The 17939-nt window shown below is 61.2% G+C and carries 21 protein-coding genes; 7 read left to right on the top strand and 14 right to left on the bottom strand.

Annotated elements, in window-relative coordinates; genetic code table 11:
- Nucleotides 1-2: 2 nt before the first annotated feature.
- Both rssB and rssC read left to right on the top strand, forming a co-directional pair.
- Nucleotides 3-1187 (top strand): two-component system response regulator RssB, encoded by a 1185-nt coding sequence (gene rssB / locus QE444_RS14445; protein WP_133861614.1) that lies wholly within the window; start codon nucleotides 3-5, stop codon nucleotides 1185-1187.
- Entirely contained in the window at nucleotides 1184-1666 is a 483-nt protein-coding gene (gene rssC, locus QE444_RS14440; RefSeq protein WP_007158388.1) for an anti-sigma factor antagonist RssC, read from the top strand. Before rssB ends, rssC begins: the two co-directional genes overlap by 4 nt.
- 12 nt (nucleotides 1667-1678) lie before the next feature.
- Here the strand turns inward: rssC and tal are convergent, their stop codons facing one another.
- Together tal and dusA are read right to left on the bottom strand one after the other, a co-directional pair.
- Nucleotides 1679-2605 (bottom strand): transaldolase, encoded by a 927-nt coding sequence (tal, locus tag QE444_RS14435; protein WP_133861615.1) that lies wholly within the window; start codon nucleotides 2603-2605, stop codon nucleotides 1679-1681.
- 47 nt (nucleotides 2606-2652) lie between these two features.
- A complete protein-coding gene (gene dusA, locus QE444_RS14430) occupies nucleotides 2653-3663 on the bottom strand; it encodes a tRNA dihydrouridine(20/20a) synthase DusA (RefSeq protein WP_309739351.1) in 1011 nt (336 codons plus the stop codon).
- Nucleotides 3664-3768: 105 nt separating this feature from the next.
- Between dusA and QE444_RS14425 the strand changes: the two genes are divergently transcribed.
- The gene (locus tag QE444_RS14425) at nucleotides 3769-4884 is read left to right on the top strand and encodes a tyrosine-type recombinase/integrase (RefSeq protein ID WP_309739349.1); all 1116 of its coding nucleotides are present in this window, start codon (nucleotides 3769-3771) and stop codon (nucleotides 4882-4884) included.
- Here the strand turns inward: QE444_RS14425 and QE444_RS14420 are convergent.
- The 9 genes from QE444_RS14420 to QE444_RS14380 form a co-directional block, all read right to left on the bottom strand.
- Nucleotides 4881-5150 carry a pyocin activator PrtN family protein gene (locus QE444_RS14420; protein ID WP_309739347.1) on the bottom strand — a complete coding sequence of 90 codons (270 nt, stop codon included), beginning with the start codon at nucleotides 5148-5150 and terminating at the stop codon, nucleotides 4881-4883. The two genes, QE444_RS14425 and QE444_RS14420, sit on opposite strands and share 4 nt — an antisense overlap.
- Nucleotides 5151-5153: 3 nt before the next feature.
- Nucleotides 5154-5693, bottom strand: coding sequence for a BRO family protein (locus QE444_RS14415; protein WP_309739346.1), 540 nt, complete (start codon nucleotides 5691-5693; stop codon nucleotides 5154-5156).
- A gap of 2 nt (nucleotides 5694-5695) precedes the next feature.
- Nucleotides 5696-5953: a hypothetical protein gene (locus QE444_RS14410; RefSeq protein ID WP_309739344.1), complete on the bottom strand. Its 258-nt coding sequence runs from the start codon at nucleotides 5951-5953 to the stop codon at nucleotides 5696-5698.
- Between the two features lie 104 nt (nucleotides 5954-6057).
- Nucleotides 6058-8871 carry a toprim domain-containing protein gene (locus tag QE444_RS14405; RefSeq protein ID WP_309739343.1) on the bottom strand — a complete coding sequence of 938 codons (2814 nt, stop codon included), beginning with the start codon at nucleotides 8869-8871 and terminating at the stop codon, nucleotides 6058-6060.
- Nucleotides 8872-8873: 2 nt separating this feature from the next.
- The gene (locus tag QE444_RS14400; protein ID WP_309739341.1) at nucleotides 8874-9113 is read right to left on the bottom strand and encodes a hypothetical protein; all 240 of its coding nucleotides are present in this window, start codon (nucleotides 9111-9113) and stop codon (nucleotides 8874-8876) included.
- Between the two features lie 74 nt (nucleotides 9114-9187).
- Complete coding sequence (locus QE444_RS14395; protein WP_309739339.1) at nucleotides 9188-9544, bottom strand: hypothetical protein; 357 nt, start codon at nucleotides 9542-9544, stop codon at nucleotides 9188-9190.
- Nucleotides 9541-9894, bottom strand: a complete 354-nt coding sequence (locus QE444_RS14390) for a hypothetical protein (RefSeq protein ID WP_309739337.1) — start codon at nucleotides 9892-9894, stop codon at nucleotides 9541-9543. Before QE444_RS14390 ends, QE444_RS14395 begins: the two co-directional genes overlap by 4 nt.
- Nucleotides 9895-9999: 105 nt before the next feature.
- Complete coding sequence (locus QE444_RS14385; RefSeq protein WP_309739335.1) at nucleotides 10000-10482, bottom strand: YmfL family putative regulatory protein; 483 nt, start codon at nucleotides 10480-10482, stop codon at nucleotides 10000-10002.
- 29 nt (nucleotides 10483-10511) lie between these two features.
- Nucleotides 10512-10742 (bottom strand): DNA-binding protein, encoded by a 231-nt coding sequence (locus tag QE444_RS14380; protein ID WP_309739333.1) that lies wholly within the window; start codon nucleotides 10740-10742, stop codon nucleotides 10512-10514.
- A gap of 86 nt (nucleotides 10743-10828) precedes the next feature.
- Between QE444_RS14380 and QE444_RS14375 the strand changes: the two genes are divergently transcribed.
- From QE444_RS14375 to QE444_RS14360, 4 genes are all read left to right on the top strand, one after another.
- Entirely contained in the window at nucleotides 10829-11173 is a 345-nt protein-coding gene (locus QE444_RS14375; protein ID WP_309739331.1) for a helix-turn-helix domain-containing protein, read from the top strand.
- A 425-nt stretch (nucleotides 11174-11598) separates the two neighbouring features.
- Nucleotides 11599-12684: a putative phage abortive infection protein gene (locus tag QE444_RS14370; RefSeq protein ID WP_309739329.1), complete on the top strand. Its 1086-nt coding sequence runs from the start codon at nucleotides 11599-11601 to the stop codon at nucleotides 12682-12684.
- Between the two features lie 660 nt (nucleotides 12685-13344).
- A complete protein-coding gene (locus QE444_RS14365) occupies nucleotides 13345-13773 on the top strand; it encodes a hypothetical protein (protein ID WP_309739328.1) in 429 nt (142 codons plus the stop codon).
- A complete protein-coding gene (locus QE444_RS14360) occupies nucleotides 13770-15032 on the top strand; it encodes a Y-family DNA polymerase (RefSeq protein WP_309739326.1) in 1263 nt (420 codons plus the stop codon). The genes QE444_RS14365 and QE444_RS14360 overlap by 4 nt, the downstream gene beginning before the upstream one ends.
- Here the strand turns inward: QE444_RS14360 and QE444_RS14355 are convergent, their stop codons facing one another.
- From QE444_RS14355 to QE444_RS14345, 3 genes are read right to left on the bottom strand one after another with little or no spacing between them, the layout of a single operon-like run.
- Complete coding sequence (locus QE444_RS14355; RefSeq protein ID WP_309739324.1) at nucleotides 15033-16190, bottom strand: hypothetical protein; 1158 nt, start codon at nucleotides 16188-16190, stop codon at nucleotides 15033-15035.
- A gap of 40 nt (nucleotides 16191-16230) precedes the next feature.
- Nucleotides 16231-17499: a phage late control D family protein gene (locus QE444_RS14350; protein WP_309739322.1), complete on the bottom strand. Its 1269-nt coding sequence runs from the start codon at nucleotides 17497-17499 to the stop codon at nucleotides 16231-16233.
- Nucleotides 17496-17939, bottom strand: a complete 444-nt coding sequence (locus QE444_RS14345; protein WP_017641662.1) for a phage tail protein — start codon at nucleotides 17937-17939, stop codon at nucleotides 17496-17498. Before QE444_RS14345 ends, QE444_RS14350 begins: the two co-directional genes overlap by 4 nt.

Below are 17939 nucleotides of genomic sequence, written 5' to 3'. Positions count from 1 at the left end.
CTATGTCTAATTCGCCTGCCACGCTCTTGATCATTGACGATGACGAGGTGGTTCGCCTCAGTCTCGCCGACTATCTCGAAGACAGTGGCTTCAACGTCCTGCAGGCCAGCAATGGTCAGCAGGGCCTGGAAATATTCGAGCGCGAACAGCCCGACCTCATCATCTGCGACCTGCGCATGCCGCAGGTCGACGGGCTGACGCTGCTGCGCCGCATCAGCGAGTTGTCCATCGATACGCCCGTGCTGGTGCTGTCCGGCGCCGGCGTCATGAGCGACGTCGTGGAAGCCCTGCGCCTGGGCGCCGCCGATTACCTGATCAAGCCGCTGGAAGACCTGATGGTGCTCGAGCACTCGGTCAACCGTGCCTTGGATCGCGCTCGTCTGCGTCTGGAAAACGATCGCTACCGGGTCAAGCTGGAAAACACCAATCGCGAGCTGCAGGCCAGCCTGAGCCTGCTGCAGGAAGATCAGAACGCCGGACGCCACGTGCAGATGAACATGCTGCCAGTGACGCCCTGGGAAACCGAAGGGCTGAACTTCGCCCACGAGATCATTCCGTCGCTGTATCTGTCCGGCGACTTCGTCGACTACTTTCGCATCGACGAACACCGTGTTGCCTTCTACCTGGCCGACGTCTCCGGCCATGGCGCGTCCTCGGCCTTCGTGACCGTGCTGCTCAAGTTCATGACCACGCGCCTGCTCTACGAGTCCAAGCGCAACGGCACCCTGCCCGAATTCAAGCCCTCGGATGTGCTCGGCCACATCAACAGGGGTCTACTGGATTGCAAATTGGGCAAGCACGTGACCATGCTGGGTGGCGTCATCGACGAAACCACGGGTACCCTGGCGTACAGCATCGGTGGCCATCTGCCGCTGCCGGTCCTGCATACCCCGGAAGAAACGCGATTCCTGGTCGGCAAGGGGCTGCCGGTCGGCCTGTTCCAAGAGGCGACCTACAATGACCACCAGATGGATCTGCCCGAGCGTTTCAGCCTGACCCTCTTTTCGGATGGCATCTTCGACCTGCTGCCGGGAGACAATTTGAAAGAGAAAGAACACAGCTTGCCCGACTACGTCCGCCGCGCCGGCGGTACACTGGCAGGCCTGAGCGAAGCCCTGGATCTGGCATCCGTCACCGAGATGCCCGACGATATCGCTTTGCTGGTGTTGAGCAGGAACCTGGCATGAGCACCGGAAAAATCCAATTTGCCGAGCAGGATGGCACCTTCGTCCTGAAGTTTACCGGCGAGGTGCGTCTCACCCTGTGCTCGGCGCTGGACGCGACCATCGAACACATCTTCTCGTCGTTGAATTTCTCGTCCATCGTCATCGACCTGACCGAGACGCAGAGTATCGACAGCACCACCCTGGGCCTCCTGGCCAAGCTGTCGATCCTGTCGCGGCAGCGCATCGGGCTGCTGCCCATGCTGACCACCAACAACCCGGACATCCTGCGCCTGCTGGATTCCATGGGTTTCGATCAGGTGTTCAACATCGTCGAGACCGTACTGCCTTGCCCGGATTGCCTGACCGACCTGCCACCGCAGGACCAGTCCGAAGCCGAGGTGCGCAGTCGCGTGCTTGAAGCCCATCGGGTGTTGATGGGCCTCAATGAATCCAACCGCAATGCCTTTCGCGATCTGGTCAGTGCCCTCGAAAGGCACTGACCGAATGATCCCTTAGCGCTTGCCGGGCAGCAGCACTTCCAGCTTTTCCTGATCCCGCGCGAACTGGCGAATGCCTTCGGCCAGCTTTTCGGTGGCCATGGCGTCTTCGTTGTGCGCCCAGCGGAAGGCGGCCTCGTTCAGCTGCTGCTTGGGCTCGCCACCGGTGCTGTCGGCGTTCAGCACGCGCGGCAGGTCGCCCTGGGCTTCCGACAGCTGCTGCAGCAATTCGGGGCTGATGGTCAGGCGATCACAGCCGGCCAGCTGCTCGATCTGGTTCAGGTTGCGGAAGCTGGCACCCATCACCACGGTGTCGTAGCCATTGGCCTTGTAGTACTGGTAGATGCGGGTCACGGACTTCACGCCCGGATCTTCCGCGCCTTCGTAGTCACGGCCTTCGGCCTTCTTGTACCAGTCGTAGATGCGACCGACGAAGGGCGAGATCAGGAATACGCCCGCTTCGGCGCAGGCGGCGGCCTGGGCGAAGGAGAACAGCAGGGTCAGGTTGGTCTGGATGCCTTCCTTCTCCAGTTGCTCGGCGGCGCGGATGCCTTCCCAGGTGGAGGCGATCTTGATCAGCACGCGGTCCTTGCCGATACCGGCCTTCTCGTACAGTTCGATCAGGCGATGGGCGCGATCCAGGGTGGCGGCGGTGTCGAACGACAGGCGCGCGTCCACCTCGGTGGAGATGCGACCGGGGATCAGCTTGAGGATCTCGCCACCGACGGCCACGGCGAAGCGATCGCAGGCCAGACCGATGTCACCCTTGGCGCCGCTGAAGGCAGCCTGCAGGTGTTCTTCGTAGCGGGGCAGGGCAGCGGCCTTGAGCAGCAGCGAGGGGTTGGTGGTGGCGTCGTAGGGCTTGAGGCGGGCGATGGCGTCCAGATCGCCGGTATCGGCGACGACCGTGGTGTATTGCTTGAGTTGTTCCAGCTTGCTCATGGCAGGTCTTTCCTTCGGTTAACGAATGGACATCGTGGAGACGTGACTCAGTGGCCCCTGAGAAGTTCAGTGGCCTCGTCATACAGGCGCAGCGGTTCAGGGCTGCGATGCAGATCGGTGGACAGCAGTTGACGGAAGCGCCGCGCGCCGGGAAAGCCCTGCGCCAGGCCCAGGATATGGCGGGTGACGTGATGGATGAGCCCACCCTGTTGCAGATGCGCCTCGACATAGGGCCGCAGCTGCAGCATGACCTCATGGCGGGTCAGTTGCGGGCGGTCGCAGTCGTAGAGCGCCGCGTCCACTTCCGCCAGTAGGTAGGGATTCTGGTAGGCCTCGCGACCCAGCATCACCCCATCGAAGACCTCCAGCTGCTCGCGGCAGGTGTCCAGGGTCTTGATCCCGCCATTCAGGATGAATTCGAGATCCGGAAAATCCTGCACCAGCCGCGCGGCCACGTCGTAGCGCAGCGGCGGGATCTCGCGATTCTGCTTGGGCGACAGCCCTTCGAGGATGGCGATGCGCGCGTGCACGGTAAAGCTGCGGCAACCGGCCTCGGCGACCTGGCCGACGAAGTCCCGCAGGGCCTCGTAGCTGTCGCGCCCGGAGATGCCGATGCGGTGCTTGACCGTCACCGGGATAGCCACGGCATCGCGCATTGCCTTGACGCTGTCGGCCACCCGCTCGGGATAGGCCATCAGGCAGGCGCCGATCATGTTGTTCTGCACCCGGTCGCTGGGGCAGCCGACATTCAGGTTGATCTCGTCATACCCCGCCTGCTCACCCAACCGCGCCGCGGCGGCCAGCTCGGCCGGCACGCTGCCGCCTAGCTGCAGCGCCAGGGGATGCTCGGTCTCGTCATGGCGCAGAAAGCGCTGGGCATCGCCATGCAACAGGGCACCGGTGGTGACCATCTCCGTATAGAGCAGGGCATGCTGGGACAGCAAACGATGGAAATAGCGGCAATGGCGGTCCGTCCAATCCATCATGGGCGCCACGGAGAAGCGGCGGGACGGCTCAGGGCGCGTGGTGGCTGGGGTTGAGGCGGTTTCGGCTAGCATTGAGAGGCTTCGTTTGTAGCACTGTTTTGCCGTGTTTTTGCTGGTTTTTCGGAGGTCAGTGCTAAATTTAAGCACTACGGAAAAACTTTAAGCACTGGACGGCAAATGGGCACGATTACACGGCGGGAAACCAAGAAGGGCGTGAGGTATACCGCCCAGATCAGGCTGCGCCGCGAAGGAGTCATAGTCTACCAAGAATCCCAGACCTTCGAGCGGAAGCAGACCGCACAGGCCTGGATTCGCAAGCGGGAAACGGAGCTGGCCCAGCCAGGTGCCTTGGCGCGGGCCCAGCGGCAAGGCACGACCGTTCGCCAGATGATCGGGAAGTATCTGGAGCAGTACGGCGGCACCCTGGGGCGGACCAAGGAGGCGACGCTGAAGGCCATCGGCGAGACCTGGCTAGGTGACCTGCAGGATCGCGAGCTCACCAGCCAGCGGCTGGTGGAGTACGGCCAGTGGCGGATGGGTGCCGAGGGTGGTGGCGTGCAGGCGCAGACGGTGGGCAATGACCTTTCGCACCTGGCGGCGGTGCTGTCGATCGCCAGGCCGGCGTGGGGCTACGAGATCGATCCGCACGCCATGAGCGACGCCCGCCGGGTGCTGAAGAAGATGGGCATGGTCAGCAAGAGCAAGGAGCGCGATCGGCGGCCGGAGCTGCAGGAGCTGGATCTGCTGCTGGAGCACTTTTTCGAAATGCAGCGACGTCGGCCGGCGTCGATCAACATGCCCAAGGTCATTGCCTTCGCCATCTTCTCCACCCGGCGCCAGGAAGAGATCACGCGGATCCGCTGGGACGACCTGGACGAACGCCGGCAGGCGGTGCTGGTGCGTGACATGAAGAACCCTGGGCAGAAGATCGGCAACCACGTCTGGTGCCACCTCCCGCACGAAGCCTGGGCCATCGTCCAGTCGATGCCGCGCGAGCGCGCGGAGATCTTTCCCTACAACGGCGACTCGATCTCGGCCTCGTTCACCAAGGCCTGCCAGCTCCTCGGCCTGCAGGATCTGCGCTTCCATGATCTGCGGCACGACGGCGTGAGCCGGCTGTTCGAAATGGACTGGGACATTCCGCGAGTGGCCAGCGTCTCGGGCCATCGGGACTGGAATTCGCTGCGGCGCTATACGCACCTGAGAGGCCGGGGCGATCCCTATGCGGGATGGCCCTGGTTGGAGAGGATCATCGCGGCGCCGGTGACGCTCGGCGCGCGCGTCCCGGGCTAGCTCGCCCGGTTGTGCAGCTTGTCGTTCTCGCGGACGGCCCGCTCGCGCTGCACGTCCAGGTAGCGGGCGAGGTCAGCGAGGTGGACGCCCTGGGCGGCCTTCTGGCTGTTCTCGATCCGCACCAGCGGCAGGTCGATCACGCCGGCGATGATCTTGCTCCGTAGCTTGGTGGGCGTCAGGTGGCTGAAGTAGTCGGTGCAGAGGCGCTCCAGCGGAACCACCGCGGCGCCCTGGTACTGGGCCATGAGCAGGAAGAGGGTGTTCACCGGTCACACCTCCAGCGGCAGTTGCTGATGGTCCTTGCCCAGCAAGGCCAGGTCCGGCATCGGTCTGCCCACCAGATTGCACAGGTCGCGCAACTCGCCGATGAAGAGCTGGCGGGCGAAAGCGTCCTTGGTGCCCACCAGCTGCTGAGTGAGCTTGGCGATCTGCCGGGAGTAGGCGGCCCGCTGCGGGCCGGGGACGGTGCCGAAGAAGCCTTGCTTGCGGATGGCGGGCAGTACCTCACCGCAGACCCATCCAGCGAAGGCCTGTGCCTCCGGTTTACGAGAGGCGAAGATGGTCTGATAGACAGCGGGTTCTGAGATGAAAATCACCTCCTGACCCCCGCCAGGGGTCTGGCAGTAGCATACCCCCCGCCACTCTTCGGGTATGTTTTTCAGACTGCCTGACGCACCTTTCCAGCTGATGCCAAGCACCTCGTAGACGTCCTTGGCGCAGAACCATACCTCGCCATCGGCGCCGATGGCGGTACGAACGTCGCGCTCGGCGAACTGGAAGGCGTTGCTGATGAGATTGAGGTTGTTCATGTTCAAGCCCCTTTACCGGTGTGCTGCTGGGCCGGCTTGGCCAGAGCGGTGTTGATGACCTCGGCGTCTTGCTGGGTGAGGGCGCCGAGGGCGTTGGCCATGCTGGCCAGGGCCAGCAGGTGGATGCGGTCGCCCAGGGTGTGGCTGACCTGGTAGCGGATCAGCGCCTCGCCGAGCAGGGCCGTGGCTCGGCACCGGTGGGCGAGGGTTGGGTGGAGCGTGATAGGCTGTGTGGTGCTGCTGCTCTGGATCATTCGCATGATGGTTCTCCAGGGGTTGGTGGTAGGGCCCGGGGGAGTTGCCGCTCCTCCGGGCTTTTTCGTTTCCGCGCTTTGGCCCGCGCAGGGAGGGAATTCGAAGCCGGTCATGCTGGGCCCGCCGGGTTGGCGAAGACCCAGCAGCGGACCTTGTCCGCGCGGGTGTCCAGGGGGTTGGCGCGGCGCTGGTTCTTGCGGATGCGGCTGGTAATGACCTTGTTGTCCAGGTAGCGGAATTGGCGGCTGTCCTTGAGCAGCTCGCGCAGGGTGCTCAGGTCGGCCAGGCGCTGGCGGTGCTCGGCAGCACGCTCGATGAACTCGTTGAGGTTGATGGCGATGAGGCTGTCGTCGTCGCTGTGGTTGACGACAGGGTCGCTGCTCATGGATTCGAGGTAGTCGTAGACCTGCCAGAATTCGGTGACGACCGGGTTGTCCGCGCTGATGGCGGCTTGGCGCTCCAAGGCAATACGAACCATGGTCCGCTGGGTCTGGCGCACCATGCCCTCGGGAATGGCCACTACGAGGCAGAGGCAATCGAGCTGGGCCAGCATCATGGCGTGGTTCTTCACGATCCGTTCGATGCGCAGGTGGCCGACCAGGTCGCTCTGGCAGCTGTGGCAGTGGTGGTCGCCTATGCTGAGGCGGGCACCGCAGCAAAAGCAGGTGTCGCCCAGGCGGCGCAGCTTGGCCTCGTACTGCGGGAAGAGCTCGTGGAAGCGGGCCAGCACCTCGGCCTCCTTGCGGGTGGCCAGCAGCAGGAAGTGGCTCAGGGCCTCGCCGTCCATACGGCTCAGGGTGTCGGCCGCAGCGCGGCTCTCGTCGGTCAGCACCGGGCGGGTGAAGTGCAGCTTCACGATCCGGGTGAGGATGGCCTCGGAGGCGCTGACCGGGGCGTTCTGGCTGATGGCGATAGTGCCGCGGAAGGGCGGCTCGTAGGTCTCGTTGCCTGCCGTTTTCATGCCGCGGGTGCGCAGGGTGCCGCCGCCGAAGAAGTCCTTCAGCTCGTCCCAATCGAAGCTCTTGGCGTGGGCCTTCTCCGGGTCATTGCGATCGCCCTCGATCAGCACGATGGGCATGCCGGCGACCTGGCCCATGGCGCGGCTGCGGCCGGCGGTGGAGGACTTGGACGGGTCGAAGCCTTCGTAGCCGGCCCGGCCGAACAGCTTCCAGAGGAAGGTCAGCAGCGTGGTCTTGCCGGCGCCGGCCTCGCCGGTGGCTTCCAGGAAGGGGAAGGACTGGTAGCGGGCGCGGATCTGCTCGGCGAACAGCGAGCCGAACCAGAAGGTGAGGGCGGTGAGGCCGTTGGCGCCGAAGCAGGTCCAGAGCAGCGGCAGCCAGTCGCTGCGGTAGTCGCCGGCAGCAGGGTTGGGCTTGAGGCCGATGGTCTTCTGCAGGGTCTTGAGGCGCAGCTTGCCGAAGTCGAAGTAGTCCTCGTCGTTGACCTGGTGCAGCTGGCCGTCCCGCACTGCCAAGTCGCCGAAGACATAGCAGCCGTGCTCGCGGCTGTAGCCGACATAGTCCATGGTCTCCACGGTTTTCAGGCCGAAGAGCTGGTCCTTCATGATCTTGTCGAGCTGGGTGCCGCTGCCGGTGAAGACGGCGCCGGCGGCCATGCTGAGCAGGCGCTTCTTGAATTCGCTAGCGGCGGCGACCTGGGCGCCGGTGAAGGTGTTCTTCACCGGCGCGCCGTCGTGGGGAAACTCGACGCGGAAGTAGTACCAGGACTCGTCGGTAACCTCGTTGCGCTGGAAGTACAGCGCCTGGGGCGCGCAGTTGGCGATCTCGACCACGTTGCCGGCCAGGCGCATGGCTTTGTCGCGCTGCTGTTTGGTGGTCAGCTCGCGGTCTTCGTCGCGCTCGGACTCCTCGATGTGGGTGAGGGCCTTGTTGTACTTGTCCAGGTCGAGCTTGAACCAGTAGAGGCGGCTCTCGAAGGTGAAGTGGAATTCATGGCGCTCGCGCCATTCGTACATCAGCACCGCCTTCTCCGCAGCGGTGTCAGCAAGCAGCAGGGCGCCGTGGTACCGCGCCTCCTTGAAGTCCTGGCCGCGGCGCTCCTCGCGCTTTGCGTCGTCCTGTTCGAAGGCCCAGCGCTGGTGCAGGTCGTTCCAGTCGACCTTGCGGCTGGACAGTTGCGGGATCTGCGCGGCCTCGCACTTGAAGCCTAGCTCGCGGGCCTGGCGGGCCCAGCGGCGGATGTAGCGGTGGGCACCGGGTTCGTTGTCCAGGGCCCAGACCAGTTTCGGCAGTTTGCCCTGGCGCGCGCTGGCCAGGTCCTTGAGGGAATGCTCGGGGTAGGCGTTGCTGCTCATGGCCGAGACGGCGGCGATGCCGTGGTGAGTCAGGGCGATGGCGTCGAAGATGCCCTCGACGATCCAGAGCTCCTGGACCGTCTGCAGATCCAGGCTCGGCGGGCACCACCAGACACCGCGGTAGCTGGCGCCGGGCTGGAAGCGGGCCTTCTGCCTGCCGAAGCGCGCTGGCCGATCGATCAGCCGTTCCCAATAGCCGCCCTTGGCCAGCGCAAAGCGCACGGTGGCCGAGCCGATGCTCTGGGCGCGGTCCCAGTAGTTTTCCTGGCTGTACCAGCCCTTGATCAGGCTCAGGTCGAAGCCGCGGGCGAACTGGAGGTAGCCATTGGCGCTCGCGGCCGGAGCGTCGCTGGTGGGCTTGAAGCGCTCGGACCAGTCCTCGAACAGGTCGCTGTAGAGCTCCTTGACGTGCCAGGTCTGGCCGCACTTCGATTCGCGGCCGCACTTGAGCACCCAGGGCGCGCGGTGATCGGTGAATAGCTCGCGCTTGTGGCAGGCCGGGCACTCGCCCTTGCGCATGTAGTTCGTCCCGGCGATGTGCCGCATCCCGAGATCGCCCTCGAGGCGCTGCAGCACGTCGGCGCGGAGCTGGTGATCCATCGCGTACATGCTCAGCACTCCACCTGGGCGAGCTGAGCGCGGATCTGGGTGGCGGTCTGGTGGGCGGCGAGCATGGAGGGGAAGCGGCGCAGGATGGCGGCGCGGCGCTTGTCGGTGTCCTCGATGCGGACATAGCGCGGCTCGTTCCAGTGCTGGTTGACGGTGTAATCGGCGCGGCCCTGGAGCCAGCGGGCGAAGGTTTCGGCGACCGCCGGCGGCAGCTCGATGTGGACGGGAAGGGGGTTCGGCATGGTGGTTCTCGCGGCAAAAAGGCGCAGTTCACCCATACCCACGCAAGGCGGGCATGGATCAGGCAGACAGTGGGTTAGCGGGTGGCGCGCTGGGTGCCGGGGTCTTCGTCGATCAGGGCGTCGAAGATCTCCTGGACCGGAATGCGGTAGCGGAGGCCGGTGGCCGGGTTGACCAGGACGACGACGTCGCCGGTGCTGGAGTCGATGTCCAGGAAACGATGACCCTTGAGGGCTTCGATCTGGTCATGGGCGCGGACCACCAGGCGCTCGGCAGTGTGCTGGGGCACGCCCATCAGCTGCAGGTGTTCGGCGGCGCAGGTGAACAGGGCCTGGCTGTGGCCCAGGTGTTCGCACTCATGCCGGCGTAGGTAGGTCAGGGCAGCGGCCTGCATGGTGTCGAGGTAGTCAGCGGGGTGGTTGGCGGTGTTCACGATGCGATGTCCTCTCTGGCGGGCTGCTGGGCTTCTTCCTGGTCGTCGAGCAGACCGAGCTGCTGCTCACGCATAGCGAGATTGCTGGCGTACACCTTCTGCGCCATGGCGTTGAGGTGGCTGGTGCTGGGCGGCAGCTCGCAGGCGGGTGCGTTGGGCAGGCCGCTGGGGCTCGCCAGGTGGGTCAGCTCGGTGTGGGCATAGAACGACGCGCTGCAGGGCGCGAAGTGACACTGGAACACCTGCTGGCGCAGGAATACGTGGGCGAACCAACTGGTCCGGCAGACCAGGGGCGCACCACAGAAGCAGCACCAGAACTGCCCCTTCTTCTGTTTCTTGAACAACGCCATTTCTCTTCCCTGCCGCCTGTTGCGGCTCCGGCCTCGCCGGGTTCTGGCGCTCCGCGCCGACTTCGTGCCCGCCGTCCTGGCAGGCTTTCAGGGTGTGTCTTGTGACTAGTGCTTGCGGCCGCTGCCTCTCGCCGCATGCAGCGTGATCACCGCCCAGATCTCTTCCTCGCGCGCTGCCAGGTGCCGGCGGTGGGCGCCGAGGATCTGGACGACTTCCTGCTCATCGATGACGCCGTCCTCCAGCGCCTGGCCGATGATCTGGTCCACCAGGCCGCGCTTGACGGCGGTCTTCACGGCGCGGGCGTAGAGGTCCAGGTTGTCCAGATCACCGACCTCGGCCTGGCGCACGAAGAAGCCGCCGTACTGAGCCGCGAGGTAGTCCACCAGGTAGGTGGTGCCGGTCTCCTGCTCCAGCAGGAGGATCTGGTGGTCATTGAGCGGGCGGCAGCCGGCGGTCTCGTAGGCGTGGTTGTCGAATTTCTTGAGCGGCAGGCCGAGGCGGGCGGCGGCGCACTCACGACCGCCCGGGTAGGCGCAGATCACGGCGCTGATGACCTGGCGACGGGTCTCTAGGGCAGGGCGTTTCATCTTCCAGTTTCTCCCTGGGCCAGGCGGCCCTAGTGTTGGGTCGCGGTAGTGGCAGGGATCTCGCCTTGCTTGATGCCGAGCAGCACCGCAGCTCGATGTGCTTCGCCACGCAGGCACTTCTTTTGCCCATTGATTACCGCGTACACAGTGCTGGGACTGAGCTGATGCTTGAGCGCGAAATCCTTGACAGAGATCCCCTGCATCTCAAGGCGGACGCGGGCTTCCTTACAGGCTTGCTCGGTAGCGTAGGTGTCGGCCATAGTGAACAATCGTGTGATTATGAGTGGAGTGACGTGAAGATTGGTCCAATTTTTTGGGACTTTCAACGCGTCGAGGTACAAATTTTATGACTATCGGTGGACGCCTGAAGGATGAGCGGGCGCGGCTACGCATGAGCCAGACCGATTTGGCCTCGGCGGCTGGTGTTTCTAAGAACACTCAACTCAACTATGAAAAAGATGAGCGCAACCCCGATGCGGGTTATCTGATAGCCGTTGCATCCCTTGGCGTCGATGTAAATTTCGTCCTCTTCGGCAAGCAGACACCAACGGCGCTGGATAGCCTTAGTGATGATGAGGTGGAGCTGCTTAGGTACTTCCGGGGAATGTCAGAGGAGAGCAAAGACGCTGCCCGCCGGGTGGTTTTCGGACTGGCAGCGGCGGATGGCGTACTGGATTCCGGTAGTGCGTAAGCGCTGCCGGCCCTGGCCATGAGGGTCGGGAAGAGTGGATACCAGCAAGGAGCAGTTTCATGGCTGTGCATCTCTCCACTACAGAGCACCGCTTCTCTCTGGCAAGCATGCCGGCCGCCTCAACCTCCTTTTCCTGGGCCAGGGTCAAAAACTATTACCTTCAAAGTGATAGTTATCTCCTAATGCGCCTCTCTCATGCGCCACAGGCTCGACCAGAGGGCGCGCAGTTTTCCAGGGGCCTAGATCTAACTACTTTACGCGCTCAGCCCTTTGGTTAGTGGAATGGACTTCGAGCATAAGCTAATACGACGCTATGGCGATTGTCAGTGAGATATATAAAGTTAAATAAATATAACCATGAACTTAAATTTAAACTCAGGTTTTTGCTTGGGTTTTAATAGCAAATTCAAATTTGGAGCTGTTTTGTGAAAATTAGAATGACGATGGATGGTAGTCCGGTGAGGCCGAGTAGGTCGGAGCTCTTAATTGGGTGGATGAAAGAGCACTGGATAACTGTACTGCTAATATTTTTCCCTGCTTCTTTTGTTTTTATTATATTGACTGTTGCCGTTTGTCATTTTTTCTTAGGAGTTGATTTGCCTTATCTGGAGTTCAAGAATTCTACCAGTGCTGCTTACTGGGGGCAACTTGGCGACTTTTTTGGAGGGATGCTGAATCCTATATTGAGTTTTGCTGCTTTGATGAGTGTGGTGTACGGTTTGAATCTCCAGCGTAAGGATATACAGGAGGCCCGTAAAGAAGCGAGTAGAGCCAACGTTATACAAAACTCACAGACTGGAATCTACAGGCGCCAAAGTGTCGAGGCTAGTCTGCTAACCCTGATAACTCTTCATTTGAAAGTTGTCGAGGATATGTCTTTTGCTTACGGACGCGGAACGCTTAAAGGTAGGGCGGCCATAATGGCGATTGTCGAAGATTTCTGCAGTTATAGAGATAACTATAAACGTGACCGGAGAGTATATGAGTCGGTCCCCCACGATCCGAATTACATTGAGTTGACTAAAAAGCTTGAGACGCTGCCTTTCGTATATACGGCGTCGCTAGGTGATACAAATTCCAGGTATATGAGGAGTTTGTTTCAAGTAATGAAATTCATTGATTCCCGTGTAGATGCTTACGATCATGTTGGTGACGAGGTTTTAGGGCGTGATGTAAAGTCGATCCGCAGGTTCAGAGTGAGTTACATCGAGAAGAGGCAGTTTTCAAATATTTTAAGATCCCAGTTGAGTCAGAATGAATTAATACTAATTTTCTTGAATTCGCTCAGTTTTAAAGGCGAGGGCTTGAGATATTACGTGGAAAAATACTCTCTGCTTAAGGGGCTGGATACGAGTTTTTTTTCCGATCATCCTGGTTTGATTGAAAAAATTGATAACTCAGCGTTCGCTGATTATGAGGATTTGGATATAAGAGCGATCTTTGATTTGGAAAGGAAGCATGAAAAGGATTTAATGAGAAGAGCTTTTCAGCGAACAAGCTCGTCAAGATAACTTTTTAGAATTTTCATGTTTAGATGCTATGTTGTTGAATGAAATTTAAAGAATCGAGCTTGGTCGGGTCTTCAGTTTAGCTGGCCTTCGCTAAATATTCTTTAGCTGAGACCTTAAAGGGTGTGATATCTAATACCGAAGAGATGACTGGCAATGAGGGCGTATTAGTACTTTAGTTCGGTGCTTGAGAGAAAGAGAGTTATTTGCCATCGTGTATTTAAGTAGCTAGTAGGGCAGCGTGACTGGGCTCAGTCAATCTTTAAATAGTATGGGTATTGCAATCTAGGCACGGTCCTCCTTACGAAGCGTTTCCTTAAGATAGTAGAGGGTTGGCTACCTGCGTGCTAGGCGGTACTGTACGCAAATACAGCTATTGGAGGATTATCCGACCATGGACCAGGTAATTTTACCCCAACGATTTTTCGGAAATCGGAAGAAGCGCTATCGGCGTTTGATCAGGCGCGAAGTCGAGATGCTGGACATCTTTCGGCAGCTACCTGATGCCGATCAAGAGCGGGTACTGCTGGTCATCCGTGGCATTGCCCGCACTACCGGTCCCCTCTTTCCCAGGCACTAGGGCACCACTCGTCGCTTCGTCTGTTGACCTAGTTCTGATGCCGTCACCTATACTGTTTAAACGTACAGTATCAAGGTGCCATCATGGACGCTTTTCAGACACGGGGTCGCAGACTCGCCCAGCTCGCGCTTTCCCAGGCGCGGTTGAAGATCACCGGCTTTCAGAGCCCGGCCGAGGATCATGCGCAGTTGCCACTCTCGATCGATGAGGCGATTGGCTGGGGAGCGCCGAACCTCTGGCTCTGGCTGGTGAACAGCGAAGCCCTGGCGGGGCTGAGCATCCACCAGGGGGACGTGCTGGTCGTGGACCGTGCCGGCGATGTCGAGCCCGGACGCGCAGTGATCGTCGTGGCCGACTGTGAGCACCGGCTCTGCACGGTGCTGACCAACCAGGAGCGGCAGCAGCTGCTGGCGACAATCGGGCGCGACGGACACCCGCGCACGCTCGACCTGGTAGGCGAGGTAGAGCTCTGGGGCGTGGTGGATTTCCTGATGCGAGACCTGCGGCCATGAGCGTCTACGCATTGATCGACTGCAACTCCTTCTACTGCAGCTGCGAGCGGCTGTTCCGGCCCGAGCTGAAAGGCCGGCCGGTGGTGGTGCTGTCGAACAACGATGGATGTGTGATCGCCCGAAGCCGTGAGGCAAAGGCGCTGGGTATCGGCATGGGCGTGCCGTACTTCCAGAACCGCGCCTTCCTGCGGCAGCACAACGTGGCTGTCTTCAGCTCCAATTACGAGCTCTATGCCGATGTCTCGAATCGGGTGATGAGGACCATCCAGGGGATGGTGCCGGACCTGGAGGTGTACTCGATCGACGAATGCTGGGCGGATCTCACCGGCATGCCTGGTGATCTGGAAGCATTCGGCCGCGAGATCCAGGCGCGGGTGCACCGCTGGGTGGGCATTCCGGTCGGCGTCGGGATCTCGACCACCAAGACGCTGGCGAAGCTGGCCCAGTGGGCGGGCAAGACCTGGCGCGCGACCGGCGGGGTAGTGGATCTCACCGACTCGCTCCGGCGGGGACGTCTGCTGCCGCTGGCGCCGGTGGGCGATGTATGGGGCGTGGGCCGCAAGCTGACCACCCGCCTGCAGGGGCTCGGCATCACCACGGCCCAGGACCTGGCCCGGGCGGATCTGCGGGTGCTGCGCAAGGAATTCTCCCGCGTCCTGGAGCGGACGGCGCGGGAGCTGCGCGGCGAGCAGTGGATGCGCCTGCACGAGGCGCCCCCGCTGAAGAAGGAAATCATCAGCTCGCGCATGTTCGGCCACCGGGTGTATCGCCTGGAGGCGTTGCGCGAGGCGATGGCCACCTACGTGACTCGGGCGGCTGAGAAGCTACGCGAGCAAGGCTCGCTGTGCTCCACGTTGCTCGTGAGCGTGCAGACCGGCCAGCACGAACCCGAGGAGCGCCGCTACTACCGCAGCCTGGGCATCCAAATGGCGCATCCGACCGACGATACCCGCATCCTGGTGCAGGCAGCCCTCGCCGGACTCGACCCCATCTATCGCGAGGGCTACGCCTACTCGAAGTGCGCCGTGGTGCTGGGCAGCATCGTACAGACGGACGAGTTCACGCCGGACCTCTTCGCCCCGGCCGGGCAGGGGCGCCCTAGCGAGGTGATGCAGGTGGTTGACCGGATCAATGCGCGATACGGGCGGGCGGCGCTGCACGTGGGGCGGGTGCCCGCAGATCCGGGTTGGCAGATGCGGCGTGAGCTGCTGTCGCGGGGGTATACGACGCGGTGGGGGGAGTTGCCGCGGGCGGGGTAATCAAGGAGCTAAGTTTCCGCCTCTTACGTAGTTGTTCAGTAGGGGGCGGATTTCTTTCCAGCAGGCTTCTAGTTGGTGCAGGTAGTCGTAGCGTTGAGGGCTATTGGCAAAGTCATAAATTCCACGGGGGTCAGGTTCGGTGCCTTGAATTAGGCCGCAATCAATTTCGGCTCTGTATAGGGTTTGCTCAAAGTTAGTCATGTATAATTGGGGTGAGGTTTCGTATATGGGTTTGACAGAGAATAACTGAAAGAACGTTGGTGCGATACTTCCTAGTCTGAATAGCGGGGAAGGATGGGAAAGATTAGGCTGATTCATCCAAGACCATTCTGAGAGGTCAAATAGCCTGAATGCTATGTAGATTGAATAGCTGACCATTTGCATTGTAGTTTCAAAGTTTTCGTAGATTGCTTTTAGTGCGCTGTTTGACTCATAATCTTTTATGTTCGATGAGACTATTCTGGATCTGGTATGTGCCTGAGCTGCGCATAGCACCAAGCTCGCAGCGTCAGCGTCAAATTCGAGGGTCTGCCAAATAAGATTTGCGTTGCGCATGCCTCTGCCATCGAACGCCTCTGGGAGATAGTCGAAAGACATTTCTTGCCTTACAAAATCCACATGTCCATTTCTTAGATGTCCTAGTTCATGAAGAAAAAGAAACTCGATAGCGATTTGTGCAAGTTCACTGGCAAATTGCTGTCTTATAGGGCAGTTAGGAAATTGAAATTCAAATCCAGACTGTCTGGTGTTTGTGGTCAGGTAGGGTAGTGCGCCTCTATCTTTCGTTTCTAGATCGGGGTTTCCTATCTCAGAGAAGCTATCTGGCACTGATAGTATTCTATGGAATATATTGTATAGAGTTCCGATTGGTCCGATGTTTATTCCTATAAAATCCAGTTTATTAGGGTCTTCGTTTTTTGATGTATATGCAAAGGCATTAAGTTCGTTTGCACATATTAATCCAAACTCAATAGGGCAGGGGCGCTTATCGTATAGTGTGTTCTCGGCCCAAGACCTTAGACCCGCTAGGCGCTGGTGAGTATAAAGTAAAAGAGGGGCTGGTTCGTCGCCCTCTGGTGGGTAAAAAAGTCCACCTTTAACCTCTAGAATTGCGTCGAGTTCCGGATTTGATCGCCTCAAAAAGAACGAGTAGTCCATAATTTTTGTAATCCTTTCAATTGCTCGCCAAATCATTAGCTTATCTACCTGAATAAAATAGCCTATTCCACTCGCGATCTACCGCCCGCTTCGCCGTGGCCTTGGTGGCATACAGGTGTCGCAGTCGTCGCGGCTTGCTCTGGTCGCCCTCGGTGAGGGTGTGCTCCTTGCCGGTCTTCGGGTCGCGGTAGTAGGCGATGATGCCGGTGTAGTCGCCCTGTATCTCGTCAACCAGGTCGGCTACCAGGTCTTCCGGCAGCTTGGCTTCCAGCTCGAGGCGCGTGGTGTAGCCGCCGTCCGCGGTAAGGCTGTGGTGCACGTTCCCGCCGTACCAGATGATGGCGTCGATCTCGGCCTTCACGCCCTGCAGGGTGTAGGTGAGCTCGGGCATGAGCTCCGGGCGGCCCAGGGCGAGGTGGTAGGTGAGGGTGGCGGTACCGCGCTGCAGGCGGTTCCACTCGGCCCGGGCGGCGCGTAGTGCGGAGAGCTGGTCAGCGTAGGTGTGGCGCAGGTCCTTCACGTTGTCGCCACCGCCGGCGATGGCCTCCTGCTTCTTTGCGCTGTTGACGTCGTAGTAGAAGGCGCGCACGGCGTCGTAGCTCTCGCGGTCGGCCTGCAGGTAGCTGTGCTGGTCGCCGTCCTGGCGGGTGAGGGTGACGTGGCCCAGGTCGGCGCCGCTGACGGCCTTGCCGCCGCCGGCCGGGAGGAACAGCAGCCGTCCCGCCTTCACGGTGGCTACCGCGTCGTAGTCCTCGCCCAGGCGGGTGAGGAGGTTGGCGTCCGATTCGCCGGTCTGGTCCAGCTGCAGGATCTGCTGCGCCTCGAGGTCTGGCGCGATCACCGGTGTGAGGCCTTGGCGCGCGGCCAGGGTGCGCAGCACGGCGCCGAGGGTGGTGGCGCTGTAGCTCTGGTCGCGCTTGGTCTTGAGGCCCTTGCGCAGGTCTGCACTGCGGGCGCGGATGCTGAGGACGTCCGGCGCGCCGCTGTGTTCGGTCTCGTCGACGAGGTAGAGGCCCTTGTCGATCAGACCGGTGGTGGACCAGCCCAGCCAGAGGCGGATCTTGGCGCCCCGGGGCGGGATGGCCAGCAGGCCGTCGTGGTCGGACAGCACCAGGCTCAACTGGTCGGCCTCAAGGCCGCGGTTGTCCGTCAGATCCAGGCTGATCAGCCGCGGCGCGATGAGGGCGCTGATGTCCTTGCCGTCGACCAGGATTTGGTAGCGCGCCTGGGCATAGGTAGCGCCCTGCACCAGGTCGCGGCCGAGGGTGCGCAGCTGGCCGGTGGCAGTGTCGAGCAGCTCCTGGATCACAGCAGCTTCCTCAGCAGGGTGCCCATGCCGGCCATGCCGGCGCCGAGTAGCTCGCGGCCGGTGTCGTCGTCGACGCGCTTGAGGGCGATGCTGAATTCGATGCGGCGCGGGGTGCCGTCCTGGAAGAAGAGGGTCTTGGTCTCGGTGATGCTCTCGATGACCCAGAGCCCGTAGATCCGCCCGCTGCCCTCGATCAGCGGCCAGGCGCCACCGGTACCGGCCATGTAGCGCAGGACGTCCAGGCTGCTGGGCGTGCCGGCGAGCTCTGGGGCGAGCCAGCCGGGCAGGGTGATGCTGTCGTCGCCCTTGCCCAGGAACTGGCGCGCCGGCGCGGCGCCCACGCGGGAGCTGGTGGCGTGGCGGTAGTCGGTCTGCCGCTGGAGCTCCTGGTAGGCGAGGGTGTAGAGGCTGAAGATGAAATTGCCGAGGGCCATCATCAT

Source organism: Pseudomonas sp. SORGH_AS_0199 (assembly GCF_031453735.1).
GTDB lineage: Bacteria > Pseudomonadota > Gammaproteobacteria > Pseudomonadales > Pseudomonadaceae > Chryseomonas > Chryseomonas aestiva.
This window is presented reverse-complemented; position numbering and strand designations above follow the sequence as displayed.

Coding starts and splice junctions, on each gene's coding strand:
- rssB (WP_133861614.1), top strand. CDS start 3: ATGTCTAATTCGCCTGCCACGCTCTTGATCATTGACGATGACGAGGTG.
- rssC (WP_007158388.1), top strand. CDS start 1,184: ATGAGCACCGGAAAAATCCAATTTGCCGAGCAGGATGGCACCTTCGTC.
- tal (WP_133861615.1), bottom strand. CDS start 2,605: ATGAGCAAGCTGGAACAACTCAAGCAATACACCACGGTCGTCGCCGAT.
- dusA (WP_309739351.1), bottom strand. CDS start 3,663: ATGCTAGCCGAAACCGCCTCAACCCCAGCCACCACGCGCCCTGAGCCG.
- QE444_RS14425 (WP_309739349.1), top strand. CDS start 3,769: ATGGGCACGATTACACGGCGGGAAACCAAGAAGGGCGTGAGGTATACC.
- QE444_RS14415 (WP_309739346.1), bottom strand. CDS start 5,693: ATGAACAACCTCAATCTCATCAGCAACGCCTTCCAGTTCGCCGAGCGC.
- QE444_RS14410 (WP_309739344.1), bottom strand. CDS start 5,953: ATGCGAATGATCCAGAGCAGCAGCACCACACAGCCTATCACGCTCCAC.
- QE444_RS14405 (WP_309739343.1), bottom strand. CDS start 8,871: ATGTACGCGATGGATCACCAGCTCCGCGCCGACGTGCTGCAGCGCCTC.
- QE444_RS14400 (WP_309739341.1), bottom strand. CDS start 9,113: ATGCCGAACCCCCTTCCCGTCCACATCGAGCTGCCGCCGGCGGTCGCC.
- QE444_RS14390 (WP_309739337.1), bottom strand. CDS start 9,894: ATGGCGTTGTTCAAGAAACAGAAGAAGGGGCAGTTCTGGTGCTGCTTC.
- QE444_RS14385 (WP_309739335.1), bottom strand. CDS start 10,482: ATGAAACGCCCTGCCCTAGAGACCCGTCGCCAGGTCATCAGCGCCGTG.
- QE444_RS14380 (WP_309739333.1), bottom strand. CDS start 10,742: ATGGCCGACACCTACGCTACCGAGCAAGCCTGTAAGGAAGCCCGCGTC.
- QE444_RS14375 (WP_309739331.1), top strand. CDS start 10,829: ATGACTATCGGTGGACGCCTGAAGGATGAGCGGGCGCGGCTACGCATG.
- QE444_RS14365 (WP_309739328.1), top strand. CDS start 13,345: ATGGACGCTTTTCAGACACGGGGTCGCAGACTCGCCCAGCTCGCGCTT.
- QE444_RS14360 (WP_309739326.1), top strand. CDS start 13,770: ATGAGCGTCTACGCATTGATCGACTGCAACTCCTTCTACTGCAGCTGC.
- QE444_RS14355 (WP_309739324.1), bottom strand. CDS start 16,190: ATGGACTACTCGTTCTTTTTGAGGCGATCAAATCCGGAACTCGACGCA.
- QE444_RS14345 (WP_017641662.1), bottom strand. CDS start 17,939: ATGATGATGGCCCTCGGCAATTTCATCTTCAGCCTCTACACCCTCGCC.